This window comes from Streptococcus sp. HMSC065E03, assembly GCF_001815045.1.
Taxonomy (GTDB): Bacteria; Bacillota; Bacilli; order Lactobacillales; family Streptococcaceae; genus Streptococcus; species Streptococcus parasanguinis_AD.
Genome location: NZ_KV818837.1, coordinates 73,867 through 98,132, shown reverse-complemented (window position 1 = coordinate 98,132; position 24,266 = coordinate 73,867). Strand labels below are relative to the sequence as shown.

Annotated in this window: 25 protein-coding genes, 1 tRNA gene and 1 other RNA gene; 12 read left to right on the top strand and 15 right to left on the bottom strand. The window is 42.0% G+C overall.

Annotation, left to right across the window (positions count from 1 at the left end):
* The first annotated feature begins 147 nt into the window (after nt 1–147).
* From HMPREF3002_RS00600 to tpx, 4 genes are all read left to right on the top strand, one after another.
* Nucleotides 148–870, top strand: a complete 723-nt coding sequence (locus HMPREF3002_RS00600; RefSeq protein WP_023919584.1) for a metal ABC transporter ATP-binding protein — start codon at nt 148–150, stop codon at nt 868–870.
* On the top strand, nt 867–1,709 hold the full coding sequence (locus tag HMPREF3002_RS00595; RefSeq protein ID WP_003004302.1) for a metal ABC transporter permease: 843 nt from the start codon (nt 867–869) through the stop codon (nt 1,707–1,709). The genes HMPREF3002_RS00600 and HMPREF3002_RS00595 overlap by 4 nt, the downstream gene beginning before the upstream one ends.
* An 11-nt stretch (nt 1,710–1,720) precedes the next feature.
* Entirely contained in the window at nt 1,721–2,650 is a 930-nt protein-coding gene (gene fimA, locus HMPREF3002_RS00590; RefSeq protein WP_023919586.1) for a metal ABC transporter substrate-binding lipoprotein/fibrin-binding adhesin FimA, read from the top strand.
* Nucleotides 2,651–2,728: 78 nt separating this feature from the next.
* The gene (gene tpx, locus HMPREF3002_RS00585) at nt 2,729–3,223 is read left to right on the top strand and encodes a thiol peroxidase (protein ID WP_070664781.1); all 495 of its coding nucleotides are present in this window, start codon (nt 2,729–2,731) and stop codon (nt 3,221–3,223) included.
* Between the two features lie 33 nt (nt 3,224–3,256).
* Here tpx and HMPREF3002_RS00580 read toward each other — a convergent pair whose 3' ends face one another.
* Nucleotides 3,257–4,282, bottom strand: a complete 1,026-nt coding sequence (locus tag HMPREF3002_RS00580) for a DUF3114 domain-containing protein (RefSeq protein WP_070664778.1) — start codon at nt 4,280–4,282, stop codon at nt 3,257–3,259.
* Between the two features lie 124 nt (nt 4,283–4,406).
* Between HMPREF3002_RS00580 and HMPREF3002_RS00575 the strand changes: the two genes are divergently transcribed.
* A complete protein-coding gene (locus HMPREF3002_RS00575; protein WP_070664776.1) occupies nt 4,407–5,060 on the top strand; it encodes a metal-dependent transcriptional regulator in 654 nt (217 codons plus the stop codon).
* Nucleotides 5,061–5,081: 21 nt separating this feature from the next.
* Here the strand turns inward: HMPREF3002_RS00575 and dtd are convergent, their stop codons facing one another.
* From dtd to HMPREF3002_RS00540, 7 genes are all read right to left on the bottom strand, one after another.
* Nucleotides 5,082–5,525: a D-aminoacyl-tRNA deacylase gene (gene dtd, locus HMPREF3002_RS00570; protein ID WP_049486459.1), complete on the bottom strand. Its 444-nt coding sequence runs from the start codon at nt 5,523–5,525 to the stop codon at nt 5,082–5,084.
* 206 nt (nt 5,526–5,731) lie between these two features.
* On the bottom strand, nt 5,732–7,951 hold the full coding sequence (locus tag HMPREF3002_RS00565) for a RelA/SpoT family protein (RefSeq protein WP_070664774.1): 2,220 nt from the start codon (nt 7,949–7,951) through the stop codon (nt 5,732–5,734).
* A gap of 161 nt (nt 7,952–8,112) precedes the next feature.
* On the bottom strand, nt 8,113–8,856 hold the full coding sequence (locus tag HMPREF3002_RS00560; RefSeq protein ID WP_070664772.1) for a 16S rRNA (uracil(1498)-N(3))-methyltransferase: 744 nt from the start codon (nt 8,854–8,856) through the stop codon (nt 8,113–8,115).
* Nucleotide 8,857: 1 nt separating this feature from the next.
* Complete coding sequence (gene prmA, locus HMPREF3002_RS00555; RefSeq protein WP_141754469.1) at nt 8,858–9,808, bottom strand: 50S ribosomal protein L11 methyltransferase; 951 nt, start codon at nt 9,806–9,808, stop codon at nt 8,858–8,860.
* 137 nt (nt 9,809–9,945) lie between these two features.
* Nucleotides 9,946–10,419, bottom strand: a complete 474-nt coding sequence (locus HMPREF3002_RS00550; RefSeq protein ID WP_070590347.1) for a GNAT family N-acetyltransferase — start codon at nt 10,417–10,419, stop codon at nt 9,946–9,948.
* A complete protein-coding gene (locus HMPREF3002_RS00545; protein ID WP_070664768.1) occupies nt 10,416–10,856 on the bottom strand; it encodes an NUDIX hydrolase in 441 nt (146 codons plus the stop codon). The genes HMPREF3002_RS00550 and HMPREF3002_RS00545 overlap by 4 nt, the downstream gene beginning before the upstream one ends.
* Nucleotides 10,857–10,868: 12 nt before the next feature.
* Nucleotides 10,869–11,339: a DUF3013 family protein gene (locus HMPREF3002_RS00540; protein WP_070664765.1), complete on the bottom strand. Its 471-nt coding sequence runs from the start codon at nt 11,337–11,339 to the stop codon at nt 10,869–10,871.
* Nucleotides 11,340–11,453: 114 nt separating this feature from the next.
* Between HMPREF3002_RS00540 and HMPREF3002_RS00535 the strand changes: the two genes are divergently transcribed.
* The 6 genes from HMPREF3002_RS00535 (at nt 11,454) to HMPREF3002_RS00515 (ending at nt 16,398) form a co-directional block, all read left to right on the top strand.
* A complete protein-coding gene (locus HMPREF3002_RS00535; RefSeq protein ID WP_003013609.1) occupies nt 11,454–12,725 on the top strand; it encodes a replication-associated recombination protein A in 1,272 nt (423 codons plus the stop codon).
* A gap of 66 nt (nt 12,726–12,791) precedes the next feature.
* Nucleotides 12,792–12,984, top strand: a non-coding RNA gene (ssrS, locus tag HMPREF3002_RS00530) — 6S RNA.
* Nucleotides 12,985–12,989: 5 nt separating this feature from the next.
* Nucleotides 12,990–13,062, top strand: a tRNA-Lys gene (locus tag HMPREF3002_RS00525).
* A 96-nt stretch (nt 13,063–13,158) separates the two neighbouring features.
* Nucleotides 13,159–13,572, top strand: a complete 414-nt coding sequence (locus HMPREF3002_RS10535) for a helix-turn-helix domain-containing protein (protein WP_083312635.1) — start codon at nt 13,159–13,161, stop codon at nt 13,570–13,572.
* A 322-nt stretch (nt 13,573–13,894) separates the two neighbouring features.
* Nucleotides 13,895–14,905, top strand: coding sequence for a YeiH family protein (locus HMPREF3002_RS00520; RefSeq protein WP_031576934.1), 1,011 nt, complete (start codon nt 13,895–13,897; stop codon nt 14,903–14,905).
* Between the two features lie 347 nt (nt 14,906–15,252).
* Entirely contained in the window at nt 15,253–16,398 is a 1,146-nt protein-coding gene (locus HMPREF3002_RS00515) for a low temperature requirement protein A (protein WP_049473941.1), read from the top strand.
* Between the two features lie 504 nt (nt 16,399–16,902).
* On the opposite strand, the gene HMPREF3002_RS00510 is transcribed toward HMPREF3002_RS00515, so the two are convergent.
* From HMPREF3002_RS00510 to HMPREF3002_RS00500, 3 genes are all read right to left on the bottom strand, one after another.
* The gene (locus HMPREF3002_RS00510) at nt 16,903–17,724 is read right to left on the bottom strand and encodes a nucleotidyl transferase AbiEii/AbiGii toxin family protein (RefSeq protein ID WP_003004480.1); all 822 of its coding nucleotides are present in this window, start codon (nt 17,722–17,724) and stop codon (nt 16,903–16,905) included.
* Nucleotides 17,717–18,304: a type IV toxin-antitoxin system AbiEi family antitoxin domain-containing protein gene (locus tag HMPREF3002_RS00505; protein WP_003004721.1), complete on the bottom strand. Its 588-nt coding sequence runs from the start codon at nt 18,302–18,304 to the stop codon at nt 17,717–17,719. Before HMPREF3002_RS00505 ends, HMPREF3002_RS00510 begins: the two co-directional genes overlap by 8 nt.
* Before the next feature lie 209 nt (nt 18,305–18,513).
* Complete coding sequence (locus HMPREF3002_RS00500) at nt 18,514–19,044, bottom strand: hypothetical protein (protein WP_003004154.1); 531 nt, start codon at nt 19,042–19,044, stop codon at nt 18,514–18,516.
* Between the two features lie 215 nt (nt 19,045–19,259).
* On the opposite strand from HMPREF3002_RS00500, the gene HMPREF3002_RS00495 reads away from it, so the two are divergent.
* Nucleotides 19,260–19,793, top strand: a complete 534-nt coding sequence (locus HMPREF3002_RS00495; RefSeq protein WP_070664763.1) for a hypothetical protein — start codon at nt 19,260–19,262, stop codon at nt 19,791–19,793.
* Nucleotides 19,794–19,925: 132 nt separating this feature from the next.
* Here HMPREF3002_RS00495 and HMPREF3002_RS00490 read toward each other — a convergent pair whose 3' ends face one another.
* The 4 genes from HMPREF3002_RS00490 to HMPREF3002_RS00475 form a co-directional block, all read right to left on the bottom strand.
* Nucleotides 19,926–20,633, bottom strand: coding sequence for an ABC transporter (locus tag HMPREF3002_RS00490; protein WP_070664761.1), 708 nt, complete (start codon nt 20,631–20,633; stop codon nt 19,926–19,928).
* On the bottom strand, nt 20,630–21,310 hold the full coding sequence (locus HMPREF3002_RS00485) for an ABC transporter ATP-binding protein (RefSeq protein WP_070664759.1): 681 nt from the start codon (nt 21,308–21,310) through the stop codon (nt 20,630–20,632). Before HMPREF3002_RS00485 ends, HMPREF3002_RS00490 begins: the two co-directional genes overlap by 4 nt.
* Before the next feature lie 288 nt (nt 21,311–21,598).
* The gene (locus HMPREF3002_RS00480) at nt 21,599–22,885 is read right to left on the bottom strand and encodes a sensor histidine kinase (RefSeq protein ID WP_229100848.1); all 1,287 of its coding nucleotides are present in this window, start codon (nt 22,883–22,885) and stop codon (nt 21,599–21,601) included.
* Between the two features lie 31 nt (nt 22,886–22,916).
* Nucleotides 22,917–23,651 (bottom strand): response regulator transcription factor, encoded by a 735-nt coding sequence (locus tag HMPREF3002_RS00475; RefSeq protein WP_031577029.1) that lies wholly within the window; start codon nt 23,649–23,651, stop codon nt 22,917–22,919.
* Between the last annotated feature and the right edge of the window lie 615 nt (nt 23,652–24,266).

Below are 24,266 nucleotides of genomic sequence, written 5' to 3'. Positions count from 1 at the left end.
ATCTTCTCGCTTTCATTCTTTTCTATTAACCTTATCAAAAATAGGAACTTTTTTCAATGATTACAAGTAAGTTAATCTAAATTATTTTAAAAATTAACTTGACTTAATTTTTTTATTCATGTATATTAATGGTAAAGGAGCAAAATCATGATTCAAATTGAACATCTCAGTGTTGCTTACCAGCAAACACTGGCCTTGGAGGATCTTTCCCTCACCATCCAGGGTCCAACCATCCTAGGCATTCTTGGCCCCAATGGGGCTGGAAAATCAACCCTAATCAAGGCCATGCTAGGACTTCTCCCTCATGCGGGAAAGGTCCAGCTCGATCAAAAAGATCTCAGCCAAGTTCTTCAACGGGTGGCCTACGTCGAACAGAAATCCGCTATTGATTTCCACTTTCCCATCACGGTGAGAGAGTGCATCTCACTGGGTCTTTATCCCCACCTTTCTATCTTCAAGAGAAAAAGCAAAGAAGATCTCCAAAAAGTGGAAAATGCCTTGAAACTTGTCAATCTTCTTGATCTAGCGGATCGCCAGATCGGCCAGCTTTCAGGAGGGCAATTCCAACGGGTGCTGATCGCCCGCTGCTTGGTCCAAGAAGCGGATGTCATTTTTTTGGATGAGCCCTTCGCAGGGATTGACTCTGTCAGCGAAGACATCATCATGCAGACCCTCCAGACCTTGAAACAAGAAGGCAAGACCATTCTGATCGTCCATCACGACCTCAGCAAGGTCCCAGCTTATTTCGACCAGGTCCTCCTCCTTCATCGTAAACTGATTGCATTTGGGAAAACAGAGGAAACCTTTACCAAAGAAAATCTGCATGCAGCCTATGGGCATGAACTCTTTATAGGAGGTGGCGTCGGATGATTACAGAATTTATCGATGGATTACAGCAATTCCACTTCTTACAGAATGCCCTGATCACAGCCATCGCCATCGGGATTGTCGCTGGAGCCGTTGGATGCTTCATTATTTTAAGAGGCATGTCTCTCATGGGAGACGCTATCTCACACGCAGTTCTTCCTGGTGTGGCTCTCTCCTTTATCCTGGGCATCAATTTCTTTATTGGCGCTATTGTCTTTGGCCTCCTGGCGTCCGTCCTTATCACCTATATCAAGAGCAACTCCATCATCAAGAGCGACACTGCAATTGGGATTACCTTTTCTTCTTTCCTCGCCTTAGGAGTCATCCTGATTGGAGTCGCTAAAAGTTCCACCGACCTTTTCCACATCCTCTTTGGGAATATCTTGGCCGTCCAAGACCGGGATATGTGGATAACCATCGGTGTTGGTGCTGCGGTCTTGCTGGTGATTGTCCTACTCTTTCGACCCTTACTGCTCACATCTTTTGATCCTGTTCTGGCTCAATCCATGGGCGTCCGGGTCAAGGTCTATCACTACCTCCTTATGGTGCTCTTGACCTTGGTTTCTGTCACTGCTATGCAGAGTGTCGGAACCATTCTCATCGTCGCCATGCTCATTACACCCGCTGCGACGGCCTATCTCTATACCAATAGTCTCTGGTCCATGATGCTCCTTTCATCCGGATTAGGTGCTCTTGCATCCATCCTGGGACTCTTTATTGGCTATAGCTTAAACATCGCCGTCGGGTCTTGTATTGTCCTCACTTCTGCTGTCTTCTTTCTCATCAGCTTCTTTATCGCTCCTAAGCAGAGAAAGAATAAGCACGCTCTTTCATCTCATTAAAGGAGAAACACATGAAAAAAACCGCTTCTATCCTCGCCCTCTTTGTGGCGCTCTTATTTGGTCTGTTGGCCTGTAGCAAAGGCTCTTCTTCTGGAGCTTCTGGTAAATTGAAAGTGGTCACCACCAATTCAATCCTTGCAGATATAACTAAAAATATTGCTGAGGATAAGATCGATCTGCACAGTATCGTTCCTGTCGGCAAAGATCCTCACGAGTACGAACCGCTTCCAGAAGATGTCAAAAAGACTTCGCAAGCAGACCTCATCTTCTACAACGGGATCAACCTCGAAACCGGTGGCAATGCTTGGTTTACTAAATTGGTCAAAAATGCCAATAAAGTTGAAAACAAAGACTATTTCGCAGCTAGCGACGGAGTCGACGTCATCTACCTGGAAGGCCAAAACCAAGCTGGAAAAGAAGACCCTCACGCTTGGCTCAATCTCGAAAACGGGATCCTCTACGCTAAAAACATTGCCAAACAATTGATCGCAAAAGATCCCAAAAATAAGGACTTCTACGAAAAAAATCTAGCAGCCTATACTGAAAAACTTAGTAAGCTCGACCAAGAAGCCAAACAAAAATTCAACAATATCCCAGAAGAGAAGAAGATGATTGTAACCAGTGAAGGCTGCTTCAAGTACTTCTCCAAAGCCTACGGCGTCCCATCTGCCTATATCTGGGAAATCAATACGGAAGAAGAAGGGACACCTGACCAAATCAAAACGCTGGTAGAAAAGCTCCGGCAAACCAAAGTACCGGCCCTCTTTGTCGAATCCAGTGTCGATGAGCGTCCTATGAAAACTGTGTCTAAGGATACCAATATCCCGATCTATGCAAAGATCTTCACTGACTCGATTGCCAAAGAAGGAGAAAAGGGCGATAGCTACTACAGCATGATGAAGTGGAACTTAGACAAGATCGCAGAAGGATTGAGTCAGTAGACCATTCAGATTTCTAAACAAATCAGTGGTCCCTCCACCGGTATTGCGGTACAATAAAAACAAAAAAGGAGTCTTTTTATGGCAACATTTTTAGGAAACCCTGTGACCTTTACCGGATCTCAACTTCAAGTAGGGGAAATGGCCCATGATTTTTCATTGATCACTCCAGCTCTTGAGAAGAAATCTTTAGCTGATTTCGCTGGCAAGAAAAAAGTCCTCAGCATCATCCCATCTATTGACACAGGTATCTGTTCGATGCAAACACGTCATTTCAATCAAACCTTATCGGATATGGAAGACACTGTCGTCTTGACAGTCTCTGTCGACCTTCCTTTTGCTCAAGGTAAATGGTGCGCTGCTGAAGGGCTCGACAATGCCATCATGCTCTCAGACTACTACGACCATTCCTTCGGGAAAGCATACGGCCTCTTGATTAATGAATGGCACCTACTTGCGCGCGCTGTCTTGGTCTTAGATGCAGATAATAAGGTGACTTACGTTGAATACCTAGACAACATCAACAGCGAACCCAATTACGACGCTGCAATCGAAGCCGTCAAAGCACTTGGATAAACGAAAAAGAGGTCGTAGACCTCTTTTTGTCTGCTATAAAATCCGATGGAGCCCATTTTGGAGGAGGACCCGCCAGCGTAAGCGAGGGATGCCTTGTAGGAAGCTTCGCACGCGCTTTGCCACTTGTTGCTTATAGCTCTTACCTCCCTGTGCAAAAACTCCTTTTCGACTCCAATAACCTTGCTCTCCTCGGTCATTCTTCGGAGCTAGATAGCGAACACCTTGACGATAAAGGACCTGCTTACGAAAGGCTGGGTCCCAAGCTTTGACGGGGTCAATATCTAAGTCCTTATGGGTCCGTCCCCTAGCCAGCCCGTAGTTAAAACTAGCCCCATTGACAATGCCATTTTCAGAAACTTCTACTGGATCGACTTCATTGAGAAAACGCCCGGCTTGATCGAGAATATACTCCGTATGGAAATTTAACAAGACCTTGAAATTGACTTGTTGGGAGGCCCCTGATGGATAATGAAGGTGACCATCTGGCCCTAGGGAGACCTTGTTGTGAAGGCGGGCAGCCGCATAAGCATCCACCGTGACCGCTCTAGCCTCCTGTAAGTAAGCTTGTAAGGCCTCCTCGTCAGTCTGTCCAGCTCTGGCCTCATGCGTCCGAATCCACTGGGCTTGGTAACTTGAAAGTAGGTAGCGCAACTGGTGAACCTGGCGTTTCAAGAGCTGATCTCCCGACTGATCTGCTAAGGGATCCTTTTCAAAGGCGATTTGCACGACGTGTGAAAAAGCCTTCCAAAAATCGGAACCTGGCGGACAATCTGGAGCCATCCTACTCAGAAGAAAGGCTGTTTCTTCACAAGTTCCGGACAGGTCACTTGGCATAAGAAGAATTTTCATGACTCCCCTCAGCAAGTCTTGGGCAGCCGTTTCCGTTAGATCTTTGATCTCTTGAAACCACATATTTTGAAACAGAGGACTGGCAAAGAAAAAGACAGACTGGTATTGTTCTTGGTAGGCTTGTGGATCTTTCAATCCCTGCAAGTGCTTCTCTAGATAGGCTAAACTACTCTCTCTCCAGCCTAATCTCACTAATTCCCGTCTGTTCATAGTGCCGTCCTTTCTATGCTTCTATACTACCATCTTTTGGAGCTTGAGACAATTCTCATTACTCCATTAGCGTTTTTGAAGATTTTTTTGATATACTAGAAGTAAGCGAAGAAAAGAGGAAAGCATGACACCAAACAAAGAAGATTACCTCAAGTGCATTTACGAAATTGGCACAGAAGTAGAAAAAATCAGTAATAAAGAAATTGCCAGTCGCATGCAGGTCTCTCCACCCGCTGTGACCGAGATGATTAAGCGCATGATCTCTGAGGGTCTCTTGGTGAAAGACAAGACCCATGGGTATTTGCTAACAGATCTAGGCTCGCAATTGGTCTCTGATCTCTACCGCAAGCACCGCTTGATCGAAGTATTTCTTCTGGAAAAACTTGACTATACAACTGAAGAAGTCCATGAAGAGGCAGAAGTTCTCGAGCATACCGTTTCTGAACATTTCATTGACCAGCTGGATCACATGCTTGGAAATCCTAAGACCTGCCCTCACGGTGGGACAATTCCAAAGAAAGGCGAAAGGCTTGTCGAAGCCTACCAAGACCGTCTCAGCGAAGCGACCCAACCTGGTCTGTATATTCTGCAAAGGGTCCATGACACCTATGAATTGTTAAAATTCTTAGACCAGATCCATCTCCAGATTGGGGATACTATCGCGTTTCAACGATATGATGACTACACAGGCCTCTATCACTTAGTCATCCATGGACAAGAAATTTCTATCAGCCAAGTGATCGCCCAACAACTCTATATTGAAAAACATGCAGTCTAATCCGACTGCATGTTTTCTTACTTATGGATTTTTTGTATCTAACAAAATCGTCACTGGACCATCATTGATCAATTCAATCGCCATATCGGCCCCAAAGATCCCTCGTTTGACAGGGACTTCTTTTTCTAATTGATCATTAAAGGCATCATATAACTGACTGGCCATATCTGGCTTGGCAGCCCCTGTAAAAGCAGGACGGTTGCCTTTTTTGGTATCCGCAAAGAGGGTAAATTGAGAGATCGATAAGATTTCCCCTTGGATATCTTTGACCGAAAGATTCATCTTATCTTCCTCATCTGAGAAAATACGCATCTGCGATACCTTGCGGACCGCATAATCCAAATCCTTCTGATCATCCTCAGGCCCCACTCCCACTAGGAGCAACAAGCCTTGCTGGATCGCATTGTAGACTTGACCATCAATGGAAACTGAGGCACTCTTAACCCGTTGAATCACTAATTTCATTTTACTATCCTATATTATAAATCTATTTGGCATTCACTACTAACCTTCAAAGAACATCAACTTCAGACAAGGCAGCAAGACGCAGACAGACTAGCTGAAAAGCAACGGCTGTTCAGTTGCTTTTAGGGCAAGGCAGCGAGACACAGACAGTACTTCAGTACGGCAAGGCGAGCTAACGAAGCTATAAAAGATAACTGAGTAGCCGATTAGCCGTTAGTACGCTTAACAGAGTATACCTCCGGCACACTCTTAATCTTATCCACAACCGTTGTCAACATCGATAGGTTCGGAATCCCAAAGGAAATGTGGATATTGGCAAATTTCATGTCTTTGGTTGGTTGGGCATTGACAGTTGAGATCATCTTAGCTGTATTGGAGAGGACTTGGAGTACATCGTTCAGAAGGCCTGCACGGTTGAGTCCGTAAATATCGATATGGGCGATGTAGTCTTTAGTCGTATTGTTATCTTCCCACTCCACATCAATTAAGCGTTGTTCGTAGTTGTCTTGAGCGCGAAGATTCATACAGTCTCGACGGTGAATCGCGACACCACGCCCTTTGGTAATGTAACCGACAATTTCATCGCCTGGAACTGGATTACAGCACTTAGCAATCCGAATCAAGAGTCCAGAAGCTCCTTGGATAACCACACCACCTTCATGACGGACCTTCAAGGTATCTTTTTTATTTTCAACCTTGACCTCGCCACCTTTGACTAGCTCTTCTGCTTCTGCGCGTGCCTTAGCCCGCTCTTCTTCTCGGCGTTCATCCTCCGTCAAGCGGTTAAAGATGGTAATAGCCCCAATCTCTCCAAAACCAATCGCCGCAAACAAGGCTTCTTCTGTCTTATAGCTTGATTTTTGTAGCACTTTGTCCATGTGCTTTTTATCCATGAACTTATTGGCTACCAAGTCATGCTCGTGGAATTGGGCCATCAAGAGGTCACGGCCACGGTTAATAGACAATTCCTTGTCTTGATTTTTAAAGAATTGACGGATCTTGTTGCGCGCCTTGCTAGTTTTAACAAGGGTCAACCAGTCACGACTTGGACCAAAGGAATTGGCATTGGTGATAATCTCCACCTGATCTCCCGTCCGAAGTTTGGTATTGAGGGGCACCATCCGGCCGTTGACCTTGGCACCTATGGCTTTTTCCCCAACTTTGGTGTGGATTTCATAGGCAAAATCGATCGGTCCGGAATCTTTGGGAAGCGAGCGCACAGTTCCATCTGGAGTGAAGACGTAAATCTCTTCTGCCAGAATGTCTTCTTTTACATTTTCTACGAATTCCTTGGCATCGCCTGACTGGTCTTGGAGTTCCATCATCTCCTTGATCCAGTTCATCCCAATAGCAGATTCCTTACTGTTGACTTGACCTTTGATGCCTTTTTTATAGGCCCAGTGAGCCGCAACCCCGTACTCAGCAACCTCGTGCATCTCCTTGGTACGGATCTGAAACTCAATCGGTCCTTTAGGGCCGTAGACCGTCGTATGGATGGACTGGTAGCCATTGGCCTTCCGGTTGGCAATATAGTCCTTAAAACGCCCCGGCATCGGCTTCCAGAGCTCATGGATGTAGCCTAGCATGGCATAGACATCACTTGGAGTATCCAGGATACAGCGGATGGCAATCAAGTCGTAAATTTCATCGAAGCGTTTCTTTTTATCCTGCATCTTGCGATAGATCGAGTAGATATGCTTTGGTCGGCCATAAATTTTTCCATGCAAATGGCGTTCCCCTGCATAGGTCTCAATCTTGTTGACAACCTCTTCGACCAACTCTTCTCGCTCGCGACGTTTTTCCTTCATCATATGAGAAATCTTGTAGAATTCTGTCTCATTCAAATAACGGAAAGACAAATCTTCAAGCTCCCACTTGACGCTGGAAATCCCGAGACGGTGGGCTAGTGGTGCATAGATCTCCATGGTCTCACGCGAAATGCGCTCTTGCTTATCCTTGCGCAAATGCTTGAGGGTACGCATATTATGCAAGCGGTCTGCCAATTTGACCAAAATGACACGGATATCTTGAGACATAGCCATGAGCATCTTGCGATGGTTTTCCGCCAACTGCTCTTCATGGGACTTGTACTTGACCTTCCCGAGCTTGGTCACCCCATCGACAATCACGCGCACATCATGACCAAATTCGCGCTCTAAATCATCTAAAGTCGCATCCGTATCTTCCACGACATCATGCAAAAAGCCACAGGCGACCGTCACAGCATCCAGTTTCAGCTTGGCAAGGATTCCTGCCACTTGAATTGGGTGGATGATATAAGGCTCGCCAGACTGACGGAATTGCCCATTATGGCAATCAACCGCATAGACCAAAGCCTTTTGCACAAAAGCAACATCTTCAGGTGATAAATATTTTTTTGTAAGGGCAACGACTTGGTCCCCTGTTAAATTCTCTTCTTTCGGCATGTATTTTCTCCAGTTTCTTGGATACTATTTTAACACTTTTAGAAGCAGATGGGAACCAATGAAGCTACTTTAATATACGGATACTTCTCGAAGATCATTCTGGGATCCACCTTGCTTTCATCATTCTTGTAAAAAAATAACGAAGCGATTTCTTCACTTCGTTAGTTCATTAATTCTGTGACAACACTCACTGCGCTAAGAGCGTAGAGTGGAGCTGTTTCTGCTCGAAGAATCCGAGGACCAAGTCCTGCAAGAAGGGCTCCTTTAGCTGTAAAACTTTCGATTTCTGCAGGGGAGAGGCCTCCCTCTGGCCCAAAGATAAAGAGCAATTTGCTTCCAGCTTCCAATCCGGTCAGCGACTGAATCAGAGCGGCCGCCTCTCCTTCTTTGGCAGACTCTTCATAGGCCACCACAATCCGGTCAAACTGGCCGAATTGATCCAGAAAGTCTGCCTTTTTCTCAAAAAGGGTAATGCTTGGGACTAGATTCCGCTTACTTTGCTCAGCTGCTCCAAGGGCGATTTTTTCTAGTTTTTCGACCTTTTTACCCAACTTCTTGCCGTCCCACTTGGCAACGGACCAGTCTGCAGGGAAGGCCCAGATTTGGCTGGCACCGAGTTCTGTTACTTTTTGAGTGATGAACTCCAGCTTATCTCCCTTGGGAAAGCCTGATGCAATGGTCACTTGAACTGGCAGTTCCACATTGTCAGCTAATTCTTCAATCAGCTCCAATTGACGGGACTCCACATTGACCACGCGCGCCAAGCGCTTAATCCCATCATCAAAGACTAAAGTCACCTCATCGTCTTCTTTCAAGCGCATGACCTGAAACATGTGCTTGCTGGTTTCCTTGTCCTCGATGGTGACAGGTGAGCTAGCCAAACCTTTTACAAAATACTGCTGCATGCTAGCCTCCAATCACACCGGAGACATCCTTGGTCTTCTTGAAGACGCAGGCATTCCATTCCCCTTGGATCATGTGGGTTTCAAGGAAGAATCCTGCTGACTCAGCCGACTCGCGCACCATGTCCCACTTGTCCTTGATAATGCCACTCATGATGAGATAACCTTCATCCTTGACCAAGCGATAAGCATCATCTGTCAGATGGATAAGGATATCCGCCAGGATGTTGGCCACGATGACATCTGCCTCAATCTCCACGCCTTTCAGCAAATCGCCTGGGGCTACATGGATGTTTTCCATGCCTGGGTTGAGTTCAATATTTTCCTGAGCGACGCGAACCGCTACGTCATCCAAGTCATAGGCAAAGATTTCCTTGGCACCAAGAAGGGAGCTAGCAATGGAAAGGACACCTGAACCAGTTCCTACATCTAGCACCGTTTCGCCACCACGGAGAACCTGCTCTAAGGCAAAGAGGCTCATCTTGGTTGTCGGGTGGGTTCCTGTTCCGAAGGCCATACCAGGATCCAGCTTGATAATCTTTTCTCCCGCTGTCGACTCATAGTCTGTCCATGACGGCACGATGGTCAAGTCATGAGTGATACGAGCTGGTTCATAGTATTTCTTCCAGTTGTCTGCCCAGTCTTCCTCAGCCAAGGCAGTCGTACCCATCTTGACCTCACCCAGATCCATAAAGTCGGTCAATTCTGCCAAGCGAGCCTGCAAATCCGCTTCAACCGCTGCTACATCAACCGTTTCCGGGTAGTAGGCCGTCACCACGATTTCTTCTTGCTGCTCGACCTCAGGAAAAATCTCCCCGAAACGGTCGACATTCCCCACATAGTCCATGCTGTCTTCGATTGCGACCCCTTGGGCACCTAACTCGATCAAGAGGTTGGAGACCAGCTCCTCCCCTTCACGCTTCACTGTAACTTTTAACTCTTGCCATGTTTCCATCATTAAGATACCAAGCCCGTAAAACACAAAGCCAAAATAGGAAACTCTCTGAAGACACTTGTGTCTATGAGAATTTTATCTTTTTGGTATAGTGTTTAGGGCGGGTTCAGTTTAGAAATTTAACCGAACCGTCCTTTCTATTTCTCTATCAATTTTTTCATGTAGACCATATCCATGCCTTCTTTTTCAGGCTCGATATGGGTTTGATGGTAGCCATTCTTCTCGTAGAAGGCGACCATGCCTGCATCTTGTAACACCGTACACAAATCCCATTGTGTGATGGTTGGAAATTCTTTTTCCAGCAAGCTCAAACCTTTAGATCCATACCCTTTTCCCTGATACGGAGGCAGAATCGCTGCGGTCCCCAACCAAGCTTCCGTTAACTCTTCATTGGTATGAATTCGTAAAAAACCAATCTTCTCTTCGTCTTCTTTCACAAAGTAGTAATAGCTATTGGGCCGCTCAACTAATTTCCATTTGATTCGCTCGCGATCTTCTAGATAGGGATCATATTCATCTTGGTATTTGTCATAGACTGCTTTAAAACTAGCTCTTTGAATGGCAATAATGGTTTCTAAATCCTCTGCTCCTGCTTTCTCAAGTCTTATCATAAACTTTTCTCCACATAATCTCTCACTCGTTCTTGTAATTGGGGAACTACCCGATCCGAAGTTAAAAACTCTTCAAAGCTCACTAACTTATAGCCCTGGCCCTCGTCTCCAAAGATGATACTTTCGAACTGTTCCTGCGTCAACTTCCCAACTAAAAAGACAGATTTCTTGTTCTCATCTAGCATACTGGGGTAGACCCGAGACCAGATTACGTCATCTTTCGACAGTTGGATATTTAATTCTTCATAGACTTCACGCGCTACGCACTCAAAGGGGGTCTCATCCTCTTCACGGCCACCGCCCGGTAACTCCCACAGATTAGGCCAGGGAATAGTCTCTTTATCATCACGCAAGATGGTCAAAATTTGCCCATCACAAATCAAGGCAATCTTACAACCCGTAAATTCAAACCGTGCTTCTATGCAATCCTCAAGCATGAGCTTTCCCTCCTAGTATCTCGGATAGGGATAAAAGGCGCTTTCTTCCAGGCCAACTTTGCCTTCTTCAAAGACTTCTTGGTTCCAGACGATCTCAAAGCTCTCTGCTTCTTCGTCTGCTAAGAAATCCATGAGCTCATCCAAGGCCAGCTCAGCTGTATCTCGGAGGAAAGTCGCAAAATAAGCTAGAAATTCACGAGACAAGCCTTTTTTAGGCTCATAAGGAATCGCTGTTAAATAGGCATCTTCTTCCACATAAGACTTGGCAGGATTGTAGAAGAGCACGGCTTCTTCAAAGAAAATATCCTCATCAGATTCTTCGCCAACTTCATCAACCAGTGCAACCCCTCCCGTATTCTGTGCTTCCAAGAGAAAAGCCACTTCTACAGCATGGTTTTTCTTATCCCAATTGATCTCAAAATCAAAAGGAAAAACCTTGTCCATCTCCTCTTCTAAAACATCCAAAAATCCGTATTTAGACATAGCGTCCTCTTTCTAATTTCCCACTCTTAGAGCGGAATATGATACAATAGTTACTACAATCTTACCATAAAAACCGCCTCTTTGAAAGGAGACAAAGCTAGAAAGGAGAAGGAAATGCCCGACAATCTCGCACTCCGTATGCGACCACGGACGATCGATCAAGTCATCGGTCAACAGCACCTGGTTGGAGAAGGCAAAATCATTCGTCGCATGGTCGAGGCCAATCGTCTGTCCTCTATGATTCTCTATGGACCTCCGGGGATCGGAAAGACCAGTATTGCTTCCGCGATCGCAGGGACCACCAAGTATGCCTTTCGAACCTTTAATGCAACGGTTGACAGTAAAAAACGCCTACAAGAAATCGCAGAGGAAGCTAAATTTTCTGGTGGCTTAGTCCTGCTCTTGGACGAGATCCATCGCCTCGATAAAACCAAGCAAGATTTTCTCCTGCCTTTGCTCGAAAGTGGTCTGGTCATCATGATCGGTGCAACGACTGAAAATCCCTTTTTCTCTGTCACACCCGCTATTCGTAGCCGCGTACAAATCTTTGAGCTGGAACCGTTGACGACGGAGGAGGTCAAGCAAGCTCTGAAGACAGCGTTGGATGATCCCGAGCGTGGCTTTGACTTTCCAGTCGTGCTTGACGAGGACGCTTTGGATTTCATCGCTACCTCGACCAATGGAGATCTTCGCTCTGCCTTTAATTCTCTCGATCTGGCGGTGTTGTCAACTTCTGAAAATGCAGAAGGCATCCGCCATATTACGCTAGAGATCATGGAAAATAGCCTCCAGCGTAGCTACATCACCATGGACAAAGATGGAGACGGCCACTACGATGTGCTCTCTGCCCTGCAAAAATCTATCCGTGGTTCGGATGTCGATGCTAGTCTCCACTATGCCGCTCGTTTGATCGAAGCCGGAGATCTACCCAGTCTCGCTCGTCGCTTGACTGTCATCGCTTATGAGGATATCGGTCTGGCCAATCCAGATGCGCAGATTCATACCGTAACAGCCCTTCAAGCAGCGGAGCGCATCGGCTTTCCTGAGGCCCGCATTCTCATCGCCAACATCGTCATCGATCTTGCCCTTTCGCCTAAATCTAACTCAGCCTACGTTGCCATGGACAAGGCGCTAGCTGATCTTAGAAGTTCTGGCAACCTTCCTATTCCTCGCCACCTCCGCGATGGTCATTATGCCGGAAGCAAGGAACTGGGAAATGCACAAAACTATAAATACCCTCACAACTACCCTGGCAACTGGGTCAATCAGGACTACTTGCCAGACAAGCTCAAACACGCTTCCTACTTTATTCCCAATGAAAATGGCAAGTACGAGCGTGCTCTCGGAGCCACCAAGGAGAAGATTGATCAATTTAAGAAAAAGTGACATCGGTTTCAAAAAATTGAGATTTTTCCTTGAAATATTTTCAAAATGTGGTATCATATACATATAGAAACGCTGTGGTGTACGACTTCACACTTAAGTGTTGACCGACTATTTTTTGTATTATTAGGGAAACAAAAGACTTCTGGCAGTATGCAGGCCGTTTCACGCGGAAGCAGCTAAGTCAGAGCGAGTTGCCCACCTGCTTAATTGCGCGGGTTCAATACAAATCGTGAAGTATCGGCACCAATACAGCTTTTTATATTTGCCTCCTTAGCTCAGTTGGTAGAGCAGTAGACTCTTAATCTATGGGTCACAGGTTCGAGCCCTGTAGGGGGCATCTACATACAACAGGAAAAAGCCTTGATTTACAAGGCTTTTTTGTTTGTCTATAACTGATTTGCCCCATCATTTGCCCCACATTTTTTTATGAGCAATCTTTCCAGACATCTCTGACTACGAAAAACAAAAAAGCTATCCTACCTTTGCAAATTTAGATAAGATAGCAGAATATTTTAATGCAACTCCAACTCAACTTTTTGGAACAAGTAAGGAGATTGAATTAGAAAAGAGTGTTCTTGAATCGAATGAATACTCTGATAAAGTAAGTGAGATCTTAAAGGCTGTCAAATACATCGAACATTTTCTAGAAACTGATGGACAGTACTTAGAGGATTTACTTTACCTAACAAGAGGCAACCAACTATACACAGAAGATGGAGATGAGTTGTATGTTGATCCAACTTCTCAGAAAAGAACATTTCATAACCAATATGAACCTGGTTTTATTGTAGCAAGAGATAAATCCCCACTAGAACTCTTAATTGAAAATAAGGACCTATTAGATTAAAAAAGCGAGGATATGTACTGATCCCAAAAGTTAGACAGAAAAAAATCTAACTTTTGGGATCAGTACATTTTCAACTCTCTTATTTATTTTCTTATCTCACATAATTACTTCACATGTCCAGACTCATCAAATTCATTTTTTTCAATAACATATGCCACATTTGCATCCTTATTGATCAAAGAACATATATCTATTATATTACAAAAAGCTCTCTGACCGCAAAATTCCGTTAATTTACTACCTTATTCCTACTTTCTATTTTCTATTTTACTTTTCTGATAAATAAGATTATAATAAGGGGTATTTATTTTCGGAGGTTTTTATGTCATTTCTATCAAAAAATTGGGCAGGACTGTTAGCCTGTCTGATCATTTCTATCATCTCTTGGGTTTTAGGAGGCTTTCTGCCTGTTGTGGGAGCACCTGTTTTCGCCATTTTTATCGGAATGATTCTCTACCCCTTTCTCACTCCCTATAAACAACTGGATGCTGGTTTGACTTATAGCTCCAAAAAATTGCTTCAGTATGCTGTTATCTTACTTGGTTTTGGACTCAATATCTCTCAAGTTTTCGCAGTTGGAAAATCTTCCCTTCCTGTCATCCTTTCGACTATTTCTATCGCTTTAATTATTGCTTTCTTTTTCCAACGATTTTTTAACATGGATACAAAGCTAGCTACCTTGATTGGGGTAGGCTCTTCTATCTGTGGCGGTTCTGCCATTGCAGCGACTGCTCCTGTTATTCACGCCAAGGAAAAAGAAGTAGCCCAAGCCATTTCTGTTATCTTTTTCTTCAATGTCTTGGCAGCTCTTATCTTTCCAACTCTAGGTTCTTGGCTCCATCTCTCCAACGAAGGTTTTGCTCTCTTTGCGGGTACTGCGGTCAACGATACTTCCTCTGTAACAGCCACAGCTAGCGCCTGGGATAGTCTGTATCATACCAATACTCTAGAATCTGCAACCATTGTCAAACTGACTCGTACCTTAGCTATTATCCCTATTACTCTCTTCCTCTCCTATTGGCAAAGCCGTCAACAAGACAACAACCAAGGAGTAAAGCTTAAAAAAATCTTCCCCGTTTTCATTCTCTACTTCATCCTAGCTTCTCTGCTAACTACCGTCCTTACTTCTTTTGGTGTTAGCAATAGCTTCTTTTCACCTCTCAAACAGCTCTCCAAATTCCTCATCATCATGGCTATGAGTGCTATTGGTCTCAAAACTAACCTCGTTGCTATGATCAAATCCAGTGGAAAATCCATTCTTCTTGGAGCCCTTTGCTGGATTGCTATCATCCTGACTAGTCTTGGCATGCAATTACTCATCGGTATTTTCTAAGAAAAAAGGGAGCCTAAAGGCTACCTCAGAACGTAGACAGACGTCATTTTTGGCGTTTGTCTTTTTGTATCTTCAAAGATATTTTGTCTTATCATCTACTATTCCATCCAAAAATCTGATTTAAAGCAAAATAAAAAGGGATATTCCCTATCCATTTCGATAATTTTTTCATTACCCATTCTTTATTACCAATCATCAAACACTCCGCCTGTAAGTTGGTACATGAGGTAAATGTGCTCCAAGGTTTTGACAATTCGCGTCACATGAAGTTATTTAAGCATATCCTTTTCTCTCATTACCATTTTCTGTTATAATAAATCGTACTTCTAGAATGGAAAGGACTTGAGATGACAACTCTTGTTAAACATAAACGTGTAAATTATTCAGAACTTTTTTATGATCTAGTTTTTGTTTTTGCGATTTCAAAAGTAACTGCTTTAATTCACCATCTTCATAACGGTATTTTGACTTGGAATTCTTTGCTTGATTTTTTCATGTCTGTCTTGCTTCTCATCAATGCCTGGATGATTCAAACCGTTTATACCAATCGCTATGGAAAGAACTCTGTATTTAACATGGTAATCATGTTTATCAATATGGGACTTTTACTCTTTATATCCAATTTGATTAAAGATGATTGGCAACAATATTTTCATTATGTCTGTTGGGCTATTGGTACATTAACCCTTACCTTATTTTTTCAATATTTGGTTGAGTTTTTTAAAAAATCAACCGATAATGTTCATAGGGAAAGTATCAAAGGTTTTCTATGGATAACAGGTCTACGAAGTTTAGAAATCTATCTAGCAGCTCTTCTTCCTATTTACATTGGAGTCTATATCCTTTATGCTAGTATTCTGCTAACATTTATTACGCCAATTACCTCGATTAGTAAAGATGATCATTTCCAGATAGTTCTCCCCCATTTAATCGAGCGCATCTCCCTTCTTGTCATTATTACGTTTGGAGAGATGATTATGGGGCTAGTTAACTTCTTTACAATCGAGAATTTCTCGATTTATTCGGTTCTTTATTTCATTATTATGCTTTCTCTGTTCTTGTTTTATTTTGTTCAATTCGACCATGCTATTGATGAAGAATCTAATCAAAAGGGACTATTTCTAATTTACAGTCACTATCCTATTTTCATTGGACTTCTTATGATGACCGTTTCGATGAGTTTTCTTCTGAATCCTGAAACTAATCTTCTCTTTGCAACCAGCTTCTTTTATATCGGAATTGGCCTCTTCCAAGCTGCTGTCCTAGCAAATGGGCCCTATAACAAACACTATCTTCGCTATTCGAAAAGTTACTACTGTGTCCAAGCTACACTCTATCTGGCTGCCTTGATTCTCTCTTTAATCTTTGCTTCTAATCCTATAATAGTAGTAAGTATTACAACCATTTTAGCTCTAGCTATAGCTATTCATTCTATTTATTTTTATATGACACAGACTAAAAAACATTCCACACCTTACTGGGAGTTGTTTTAATGAGTTTATAACATAAAAAAAGCTTTGGGAACCAAGGCTTTTTTTCATTAATTTGTTTTTCCATTTTATCCTCCGATTTGAACTCGCACTGACATTTATTTATAACAACACTATATATCTAGTATAGCATAATCATTAGGTATTATAGGTTTTCAAACCAAATAGGAAACCTCTATGAGTCATTCGTGTTTGCCCCACTTTTGCCCCATTTTTAAATAATTTCATTTAAAATCACTTCAAGTATCTTCCTAAAATCACTTATATTTCAATATTTTTAATTACTTTTAAGATGAAAAAGCCTTCCAAATTCATGTAGGGGGCATTTTTTATGCACAAAAAGCCTTGAAAACCAAGGCTTTTTTGCTTGTCTTAAGAGTACTTAGCTCACTTTTTTATGAATACAAATAAGCGAGCTTCATGACAAAGCTCGCTTTTATCTAACACATCGTTATAATCTCAAAACCACCTCGGAGGTAGTTTGTTAATGAAAGTCTATATTAGGTATCATAATTCTAACAATAGCTGTTGAACAACTTCCAAAACATCCCTGAAAGAAATAGAAGTTGCATAAGGGTAATGAGACTGATAATTTTCCCAATGACGCGCCAATGTTATATCATCCTTCATCTCATCAATCATATTTTGAAAATCTACTACATCTAACGTTGTCTGACGATAGGAAAATGTTGCCTCGCAAGCTGATCGAAGCTTTTTACTATCCAATCGGCTTTTTTCCATACTATAAATTACATACACATCATAAAAATCCTTGCTTCGAGTGTTAAAGAAAGATCTTCGATAAATCGTTTCTAATTTTTCAGCCAATATTGTCTCCAAATTATAGGCCACGATCTCATAGTCAATCTCTTGAAAGAGACTATGATAACGATAGGAAACGGATTTGGGAGTAATAGGATCACCAGTCGCAATATCTAAAGGAATTGTCTGACGTATATTATCAAGCCGACATAAAATATGGATTCGATAACCACCATAAGGATCTTCATCTTTAATTTCACTTATCTTAGTAATTTCATAATGAACCAAATCATCAGTTAGGATTTCCTTTAAAGTACTTTCTAGTAGAGATTTGTCCATCTTAAATTGTTCTAAAATAAAATCCATATCAGAAGTTGTTCGACTTTCAACACCAATAATATTGGATAAAAGAAATCCTCCCTTGAATACAAAGTTATGACTATACGGACTAGATGCTATCTTTGCAAGTATCGTTTCTAGAAAATAATAAGTTAGCACAACATTGAAATCTACCTGTTTTTCGTTTGAAATTTTATGGCACAGAGCAATCAATCTATCTTTATTCATATAAGACCTCCATCAATGATTGGACGTTTTCGAGCACATGAAACTCTCGCGCATATTTGTAGAGTTTTCGTAGATCTTTTTTTGAAGATTGAATATATCTCTTTAAAGAAGTCGAAAATATTTCCACATCTATCTTTTGTCGCTCGCGAATGAGATCGCATATCGATCTCTCCAAATCATATACCCTTACTTCATTTCCGAAGGACGTTTGTAGCTTTGTCACACCGACTTCATACAATTCTTTCTGGATGAAATGCCTTTTTACCTCCTTAGGAAATCGATGAGGATTATAACCTGTATAGACCGTCACTTCTTTGTATTTAGGGATAACATCTATCAGCCCATGGAGATACAATGCTGATAGATAAGAATAAATCACTTTTTGATGTTGGAGTTGGAAAATGGCATACTCATCATACTGAGACCAATCGGTGATATAAATCCCTCTGGCAACCTTTATGAGTTGACCATTTTCCACCATTCGATTTAGGTAAGGCTTTGGGATCCCTTTTTTAACTACATCAGATGTTCTAATAATAGACTGATGATCTAGCATTTCCTGTATTTGTTTTTGAATCATTTCAGCATTCCTATTGTTGTTACTTCTGTGCTTTTATTATATCATATCACACGCACAAAAGTAACAATAACGATTATTCATAAAAAGATGCCGGACAAATAGCTCCGACATCACTTTCCAAAATCCTCTCTCCAAATATCCTTGACGGTCACATCGTCCCAATTCTTTGGACTGAAGCGGCTGGAGTAGATGGAGGTCCAGTTCACAGTTCACCGGTCCACCACTCGCGCTTCAAAGTGGGCTGGTTTATCGTCTACATTGGTGATGGTGATGTTGTAGGGCTTTCGTTCCGTCACCCCAAATACTTCCTCTACTTCCCCTTGAATCACTATTCCATCGTTTTCTAAATAGAAACTCTTACTTTTATCATTTGGTAAGTCTTTACGATCTGTTTTGTCTTTTAAAAAAATGAGCTCCGTTATTGTTTGCTTTTCAACATTATAGACTATGTGACTATCTTTCATCCCCCAACCTTTTCGACCGGACAATTTTAACTTAGCATCATCAAATTTTTTAAACTGGAGTTCCGACCTATATTCTAGCTGATCCGTATTGGGATAAACTCTCAATTGAACACTTTGACCAGGCTGGAGGGTGTAGCTTCCATAAGTAAGGATCGAATAAACAAACCAGACTGCAAATGAAGCATATAAGAATCCAATGATCTTTCGTGAACGTTTGCTTGTAAAACGACGCAAAAGCAAGACGAGAGAAATAATAAATATCAGGGGTGTTACCATTTGTCTTCCTTTCTTACCAGCATTGACCCGGTTATGATTTCTACAGCAGCTTTTCATTTCACTCCTAGCCACACTTTCCATCTAGTATACCATAACCTGAAATGATCTAATCACAAGAACCCTACCAAACATTTGACAGCTCTTCACCGAATCCGCTATGATAAGGGTACTTGAAATTCCAAGTTTTCATGCATTTGAAATGTAAGGAGTCCAAAATGAAAATCTATTATTCAAAATTTGTTGGTGTCGGTTATCTAATCTTTGCGGCGGGTGTATCCTTTCAATTTTTCTTTTCTCCCGCTCATGGATTGATCGACTTTTCTCAACTAAATCTTCCCACTGTGATTTCAACCATTCTCTTTTTCGCTGCTATCTACGCAACAATTGCAGGCATCAAAAGACTGACTAGCCACAGAGTCTCCTTTGAATTCACCTTTGAAGGTATTGAGGTCTATCCCGGACTCTTCTTCTCAAAAGAAATCTTCATTTCCAAAGAAGAATTGTTGCGAGCATCGTATGTTGAAGTGGACGTCAGCGACCCTGATCATGTCAACAGCAAGGCTTGCTATTTAGATTTTAACCTCAGAGAAGTCACCCAGCTAGAAGATATTTCTAAGTCAAACATCATCATCAATACAAGCACCTTGAAATTGCGTCTCGCCCTTAGCCTCTGTCGATTTAGAGAGGAAGAAAAAGCCGAGTTAGCGACCTATCTAAAAGAAAACTACGGCATTGATTTTTTCTATTAGCATGTAATAAAAAAGCCCTCCATTAGAATTTTAGAATAGCAAGATCTTTCCAAGTATTTGACGAACGAATACCGAATAACCGTTTTATAGCAAAGAAAAAGCCTTGAAAATTCAAGGCTTTTTTAACTGTTCTTAGTTCCTCATTTTCCCTTTGGGTACGAGCAGATAGAAAAATAGCAAATTCAATCCAAATACAGCAACAAAGAGTCCTAATTGGGTGGCATCGATCGTTTGTTTCTCGGTCAAATCTTGGATCAGCTTTGTATAATAATAGCCTGGGAAAGCCCGTTGTAGCTTGACAACCAAGTCCATAAATCCTCCACTCGCGCCAAGCGTATCAAAGGGAATAATGGTCATAGCGGCCAAAATAATAACAGGAAAGCCAATGGTATCAATCGTCTTAGCATCTACCCTGACCCCAAGAACAAAGCCAATCACGCTAAAGTAGATCCCCATCAAGGATAAGAGGAAAAATTGTACCAACAGGCTAGTCGTCACTGGAAAGTGAAAACCTAGAACAGCAACTACTAGCACTGCTAAAAAGATCAAGCTGTTCAAAATCAGTTGTACGATGCTTTGATCCCATAAATAGTTTTTGACACTATAGCTTGTAAAGTGGGATTCAAAAGAATAAAAACCGATATCTGAGGCGATTCGCTTACTAAAGGTTGCAAGGCTATTGCCAATGACCCCGATAAATACGGCAATACCTAATAAAATACTTGGCGAAACCCCTTTTTGAAGCTGATAAAAGAAGATATACCAGCCTATGGGTAAAATAATGGTGAATAATACAAAGCGCTTATTTCGTAAAACTTGTTTTAATTGAATCTTTTTCATGCTTGTTCCCCTCCTTTATTCATCTCTTCTCGGAAATACTGCTCAATGGTTTGACCAGCCTGGTGAATGTCCTCGACAGACTTTGTGGCAGCAATTCGACCATCTTTTAAAATCAAGACTTTTGTAAAAAAGGCATCGATTTGGTTAAAATCATGGGTCACCACAACAGATGTAAACTCTTGCTGCTCCAGTAATTTCCAAAAATTATCCACTGCTTCCAAGTCCATGCCAGTCGTTGGCTCATCTAAAAAAATCAACTTTGGATGATTCAAAATGGTTAACAATAAGGACAAGCGCCTCTTTTGACCACCAGAAAGACTTCCCACCATCTGCTCTCTTGATTCTCTCAATTCGACCATTTCTAAGAGTCCATTGATATCAGCCTGCTTCTGCTGATTCATCCGGCTTTTTAATTCGACGAATTCAGCAACGGTTAGATCCTCGATGAGCAGATCTCCCTGAGGCATCATCCCAATTTCTCTTTGAAAATCAAGCGAAGTCTTTATCGTTCCCAAATCGGCCTGGAGCTGCCCAGCGATAATGTTGAACAGGGTACTTTTTCCTGCTCCATTATTTCCCAGCAAGGCAATTTTGTCTCCTTCTTCTATCGAAAAAGACACCCCCTTTAATACAGATTTCTCCTTAAATGATTTTGTAATAGATGCTACCTGAAACATACGATCCCTCTTTTCTTATTGATCTTGTGTCCATTATACGTCAAAGAGAAAGCCTTGGAGGCTCTCTGTCAGAATCGGTCAAAAAATCGTCGTGAATGGTCAAAAAAGGGGCTGGGACAAAAGTCCTAGCCTCTCAATTGTTTTTGGATGTCGAGCAAGATGCAGTGGTTGAGTGGGCTCTACTACGCTGATTTTATCAGCTTTTACAGCCCTACTCAACTGTGCGGAGGTGGGACGATGAAATCGAATTCTAACGAATGACCGATTTCTGTCCCACTCTCTCTTCCATTATTCCTTCCAAAAGGTCAAGCTCTGAGTAAATCGGTAGTTTGAACTCTTGGTAGACACTGTCGTTTTGGGATATTTTTCCAGTAATTGTTGGATCTTGTACAAGCCAAGACCGCGGCCATCTCCTTTACTTGAGTAGTCCTTTTCAAAAATTCTCGCCAGATCTATTTTTTCAGCTTTTGTACTATTTTCAACTATTAAGGTGAGGGAGTTTTCCTCCTGGAGCATGACAAGAGTCAGCTGTGGGTCATCTGATTCAAGACTCGCTTCAATAGCATTGTCACAAAGGATGGATAAGAAGGTGATGAAATCTAAAACCTCGATGAATAGATCACGAACAGGTTCATCGATCTCGACAGAGATCCCAATCCCTTTATTTTGAGCTTCCAACAATTTTGCGGACAGAACACTTTTTACAGCTGGATTTTCGATGTGACTGAGTTTGGCAATATCAAACTTGCTATCGTAAAATTGTTGGCCACTCTCTCGGAGAACATTCTCATAGACTTCCCTGATCGCATTGAGGTCTTCGTGCTCAATACTTAATTTGAGACTGGTTAAAATATTCAGGTAATCATGACGAAAGGCACGAATCTCCCCGTAGAGCATTTCGACGTGTTGGCTATAGGTGGCTAACTCCTGCAGTTGCCTATCTTTTTGTTCCAGAATCTCTTGTTTCAATCGTTCTTTGGACACTGCATTGAAATACAAGAGCATCACAAAAAACAAAATCAAATAAATACTATTTAACTGTTTCCGCAAAGCATCTGCATGCGGAATAATATCCTCAAAAACCACCAGACCTACAACACTGAGCAAATACACAAACATGGAAAGATCCATCGGGAGTAAGAAACGATTAAAATACTGCCGTTGAAAGCCTACTTTTAGATCTGTAAAATCTAGTTTTAACAATTTAGTGATTCCTATATAAACAGGAAAGACCAGCAATTCAAGTAGAGCATCATACCAGCTGACAGATGCCTCACGAACAAGTACAATCCCTAGCATCGGAAAGACATAAAAGGCTAAGAGACGCCCAATGAGACTCTCCACGACAACCGGGTAGAGCCCATAAAAAATGTTCAAGAGGTGTCGTATGTTACGATTTCGATAGAAACTATAGGCAATAAATACTAAGAAATAGCCAAAAAAGCCTACCGGTGGCACAAGGGTAAAGACGACTGCAAAGAAGAAAGGGCACAAAAAGAGCCAGCGCCAAGCGAACTCTTGTCTACTGATATGACGATAGATCAGCATGCTGACGAAGAACTTTAGGTAAGACATTAGAATATCTAACAGCAATTCCTTCTCCCTTCTATTTTTTCAAAGCTTCCAGTAAGCCTCTATACTTGGTCCGTGAGATCAAGCAATTGTCCCCATTTTCAAAAAAAGCTTTCTTGGCTTCCTTATCAATCTTCGTAATATTTTGTGGATTCACCACAAAGGAGCGGTGGCACCGATACAAGCGGGGATCTGCTTTTTCGATATCGGCAATACTAGCGTAAAATTCCAAGCGCTCATCCTGGGTGTGTAAAATGACCTTGTGAATAGTTGGAGACGTTTCAACATACAAAATCTTATTAAAGGGAACTTGTACACGCGCCATCGCACTCTCAAATGTAAAAGCATCTTGTGCAATCGTGGTCCCAGCTTGCTCCAAGGTATAATCGATGGCTGAGCTGATTCTCTCTCTGAACTCTTCCTCACCCAGCGTTTTATCGATAAAATCCAAGGCGGCTACTTTGTACTGAAAGGTAATGGGCATGAATTCAGAGTGAGTGGTGACAAAGACAATGGTCGCATGGGGGTCTTTCTTACGAATCTCTTTTGCAATCTCCAGACCTTTTTTCTCCTCACCTTTAATCTCGATATCTAAAAAGAATAGGTGATGAGCGCCTCTCTCTGTGATAGCATCTAGCAACTGGCTTGATTTCCCAAACACTTCTGGCGCTTTGCATTGCAAGGACTTCTGAGCGATAAGTTCCTGCAAGACCGATTCGATTCGTGATTGCTGGATCCACTCATCTTCTAACACAAAAATCTTCAACAAAGTCTTCACTCCTTCCCCTCGACGAATATGTTCTATTTTACCATAAATAATAGCTGCTGAGCCACTCTTTCAAAGTAGACTCAAAAGGCATTCTATCTTTTTCTCCTTAACAAGAAAAAACTCTCCCGGAGGAATCCGGAAGAGCTTGCGCAAGGGGAATTTGAAAAATATTTTTTAATATGAAAAAGGTCGATAAAATCTACACTATGTTCAAACTCTCATTTTACTAACAGCGATATTACGATCAAGTTTTATTGTCAATAGACATGTATGTGGGAAGTTCTCCCCTTGCAACAATGTAGACCTGTGATCTACTCTTAATAGTATACACTAGAATTATTACAAAATCAGTTAATTTGTATTGCAATTTGTTGGCAAATATTCCTCCGCCTGAAAACACAACAAACGCTTGATTCCCAAGCATCTACGCAAGTCCTCTTTAACTAGTATTTATCATTTCTGTTACAAAATTTAAAATAAAAATATTATTCCATAACAAATGAAAATCCCAAAGCACGATAAAAAGAGGCTGGGACAAAAGTCCTAGCCCCTCAATTATTTTTGGATTGTCGAGCAAGACACAGTGGTTGAGTGGGCTCTACTACGCTGATTTTA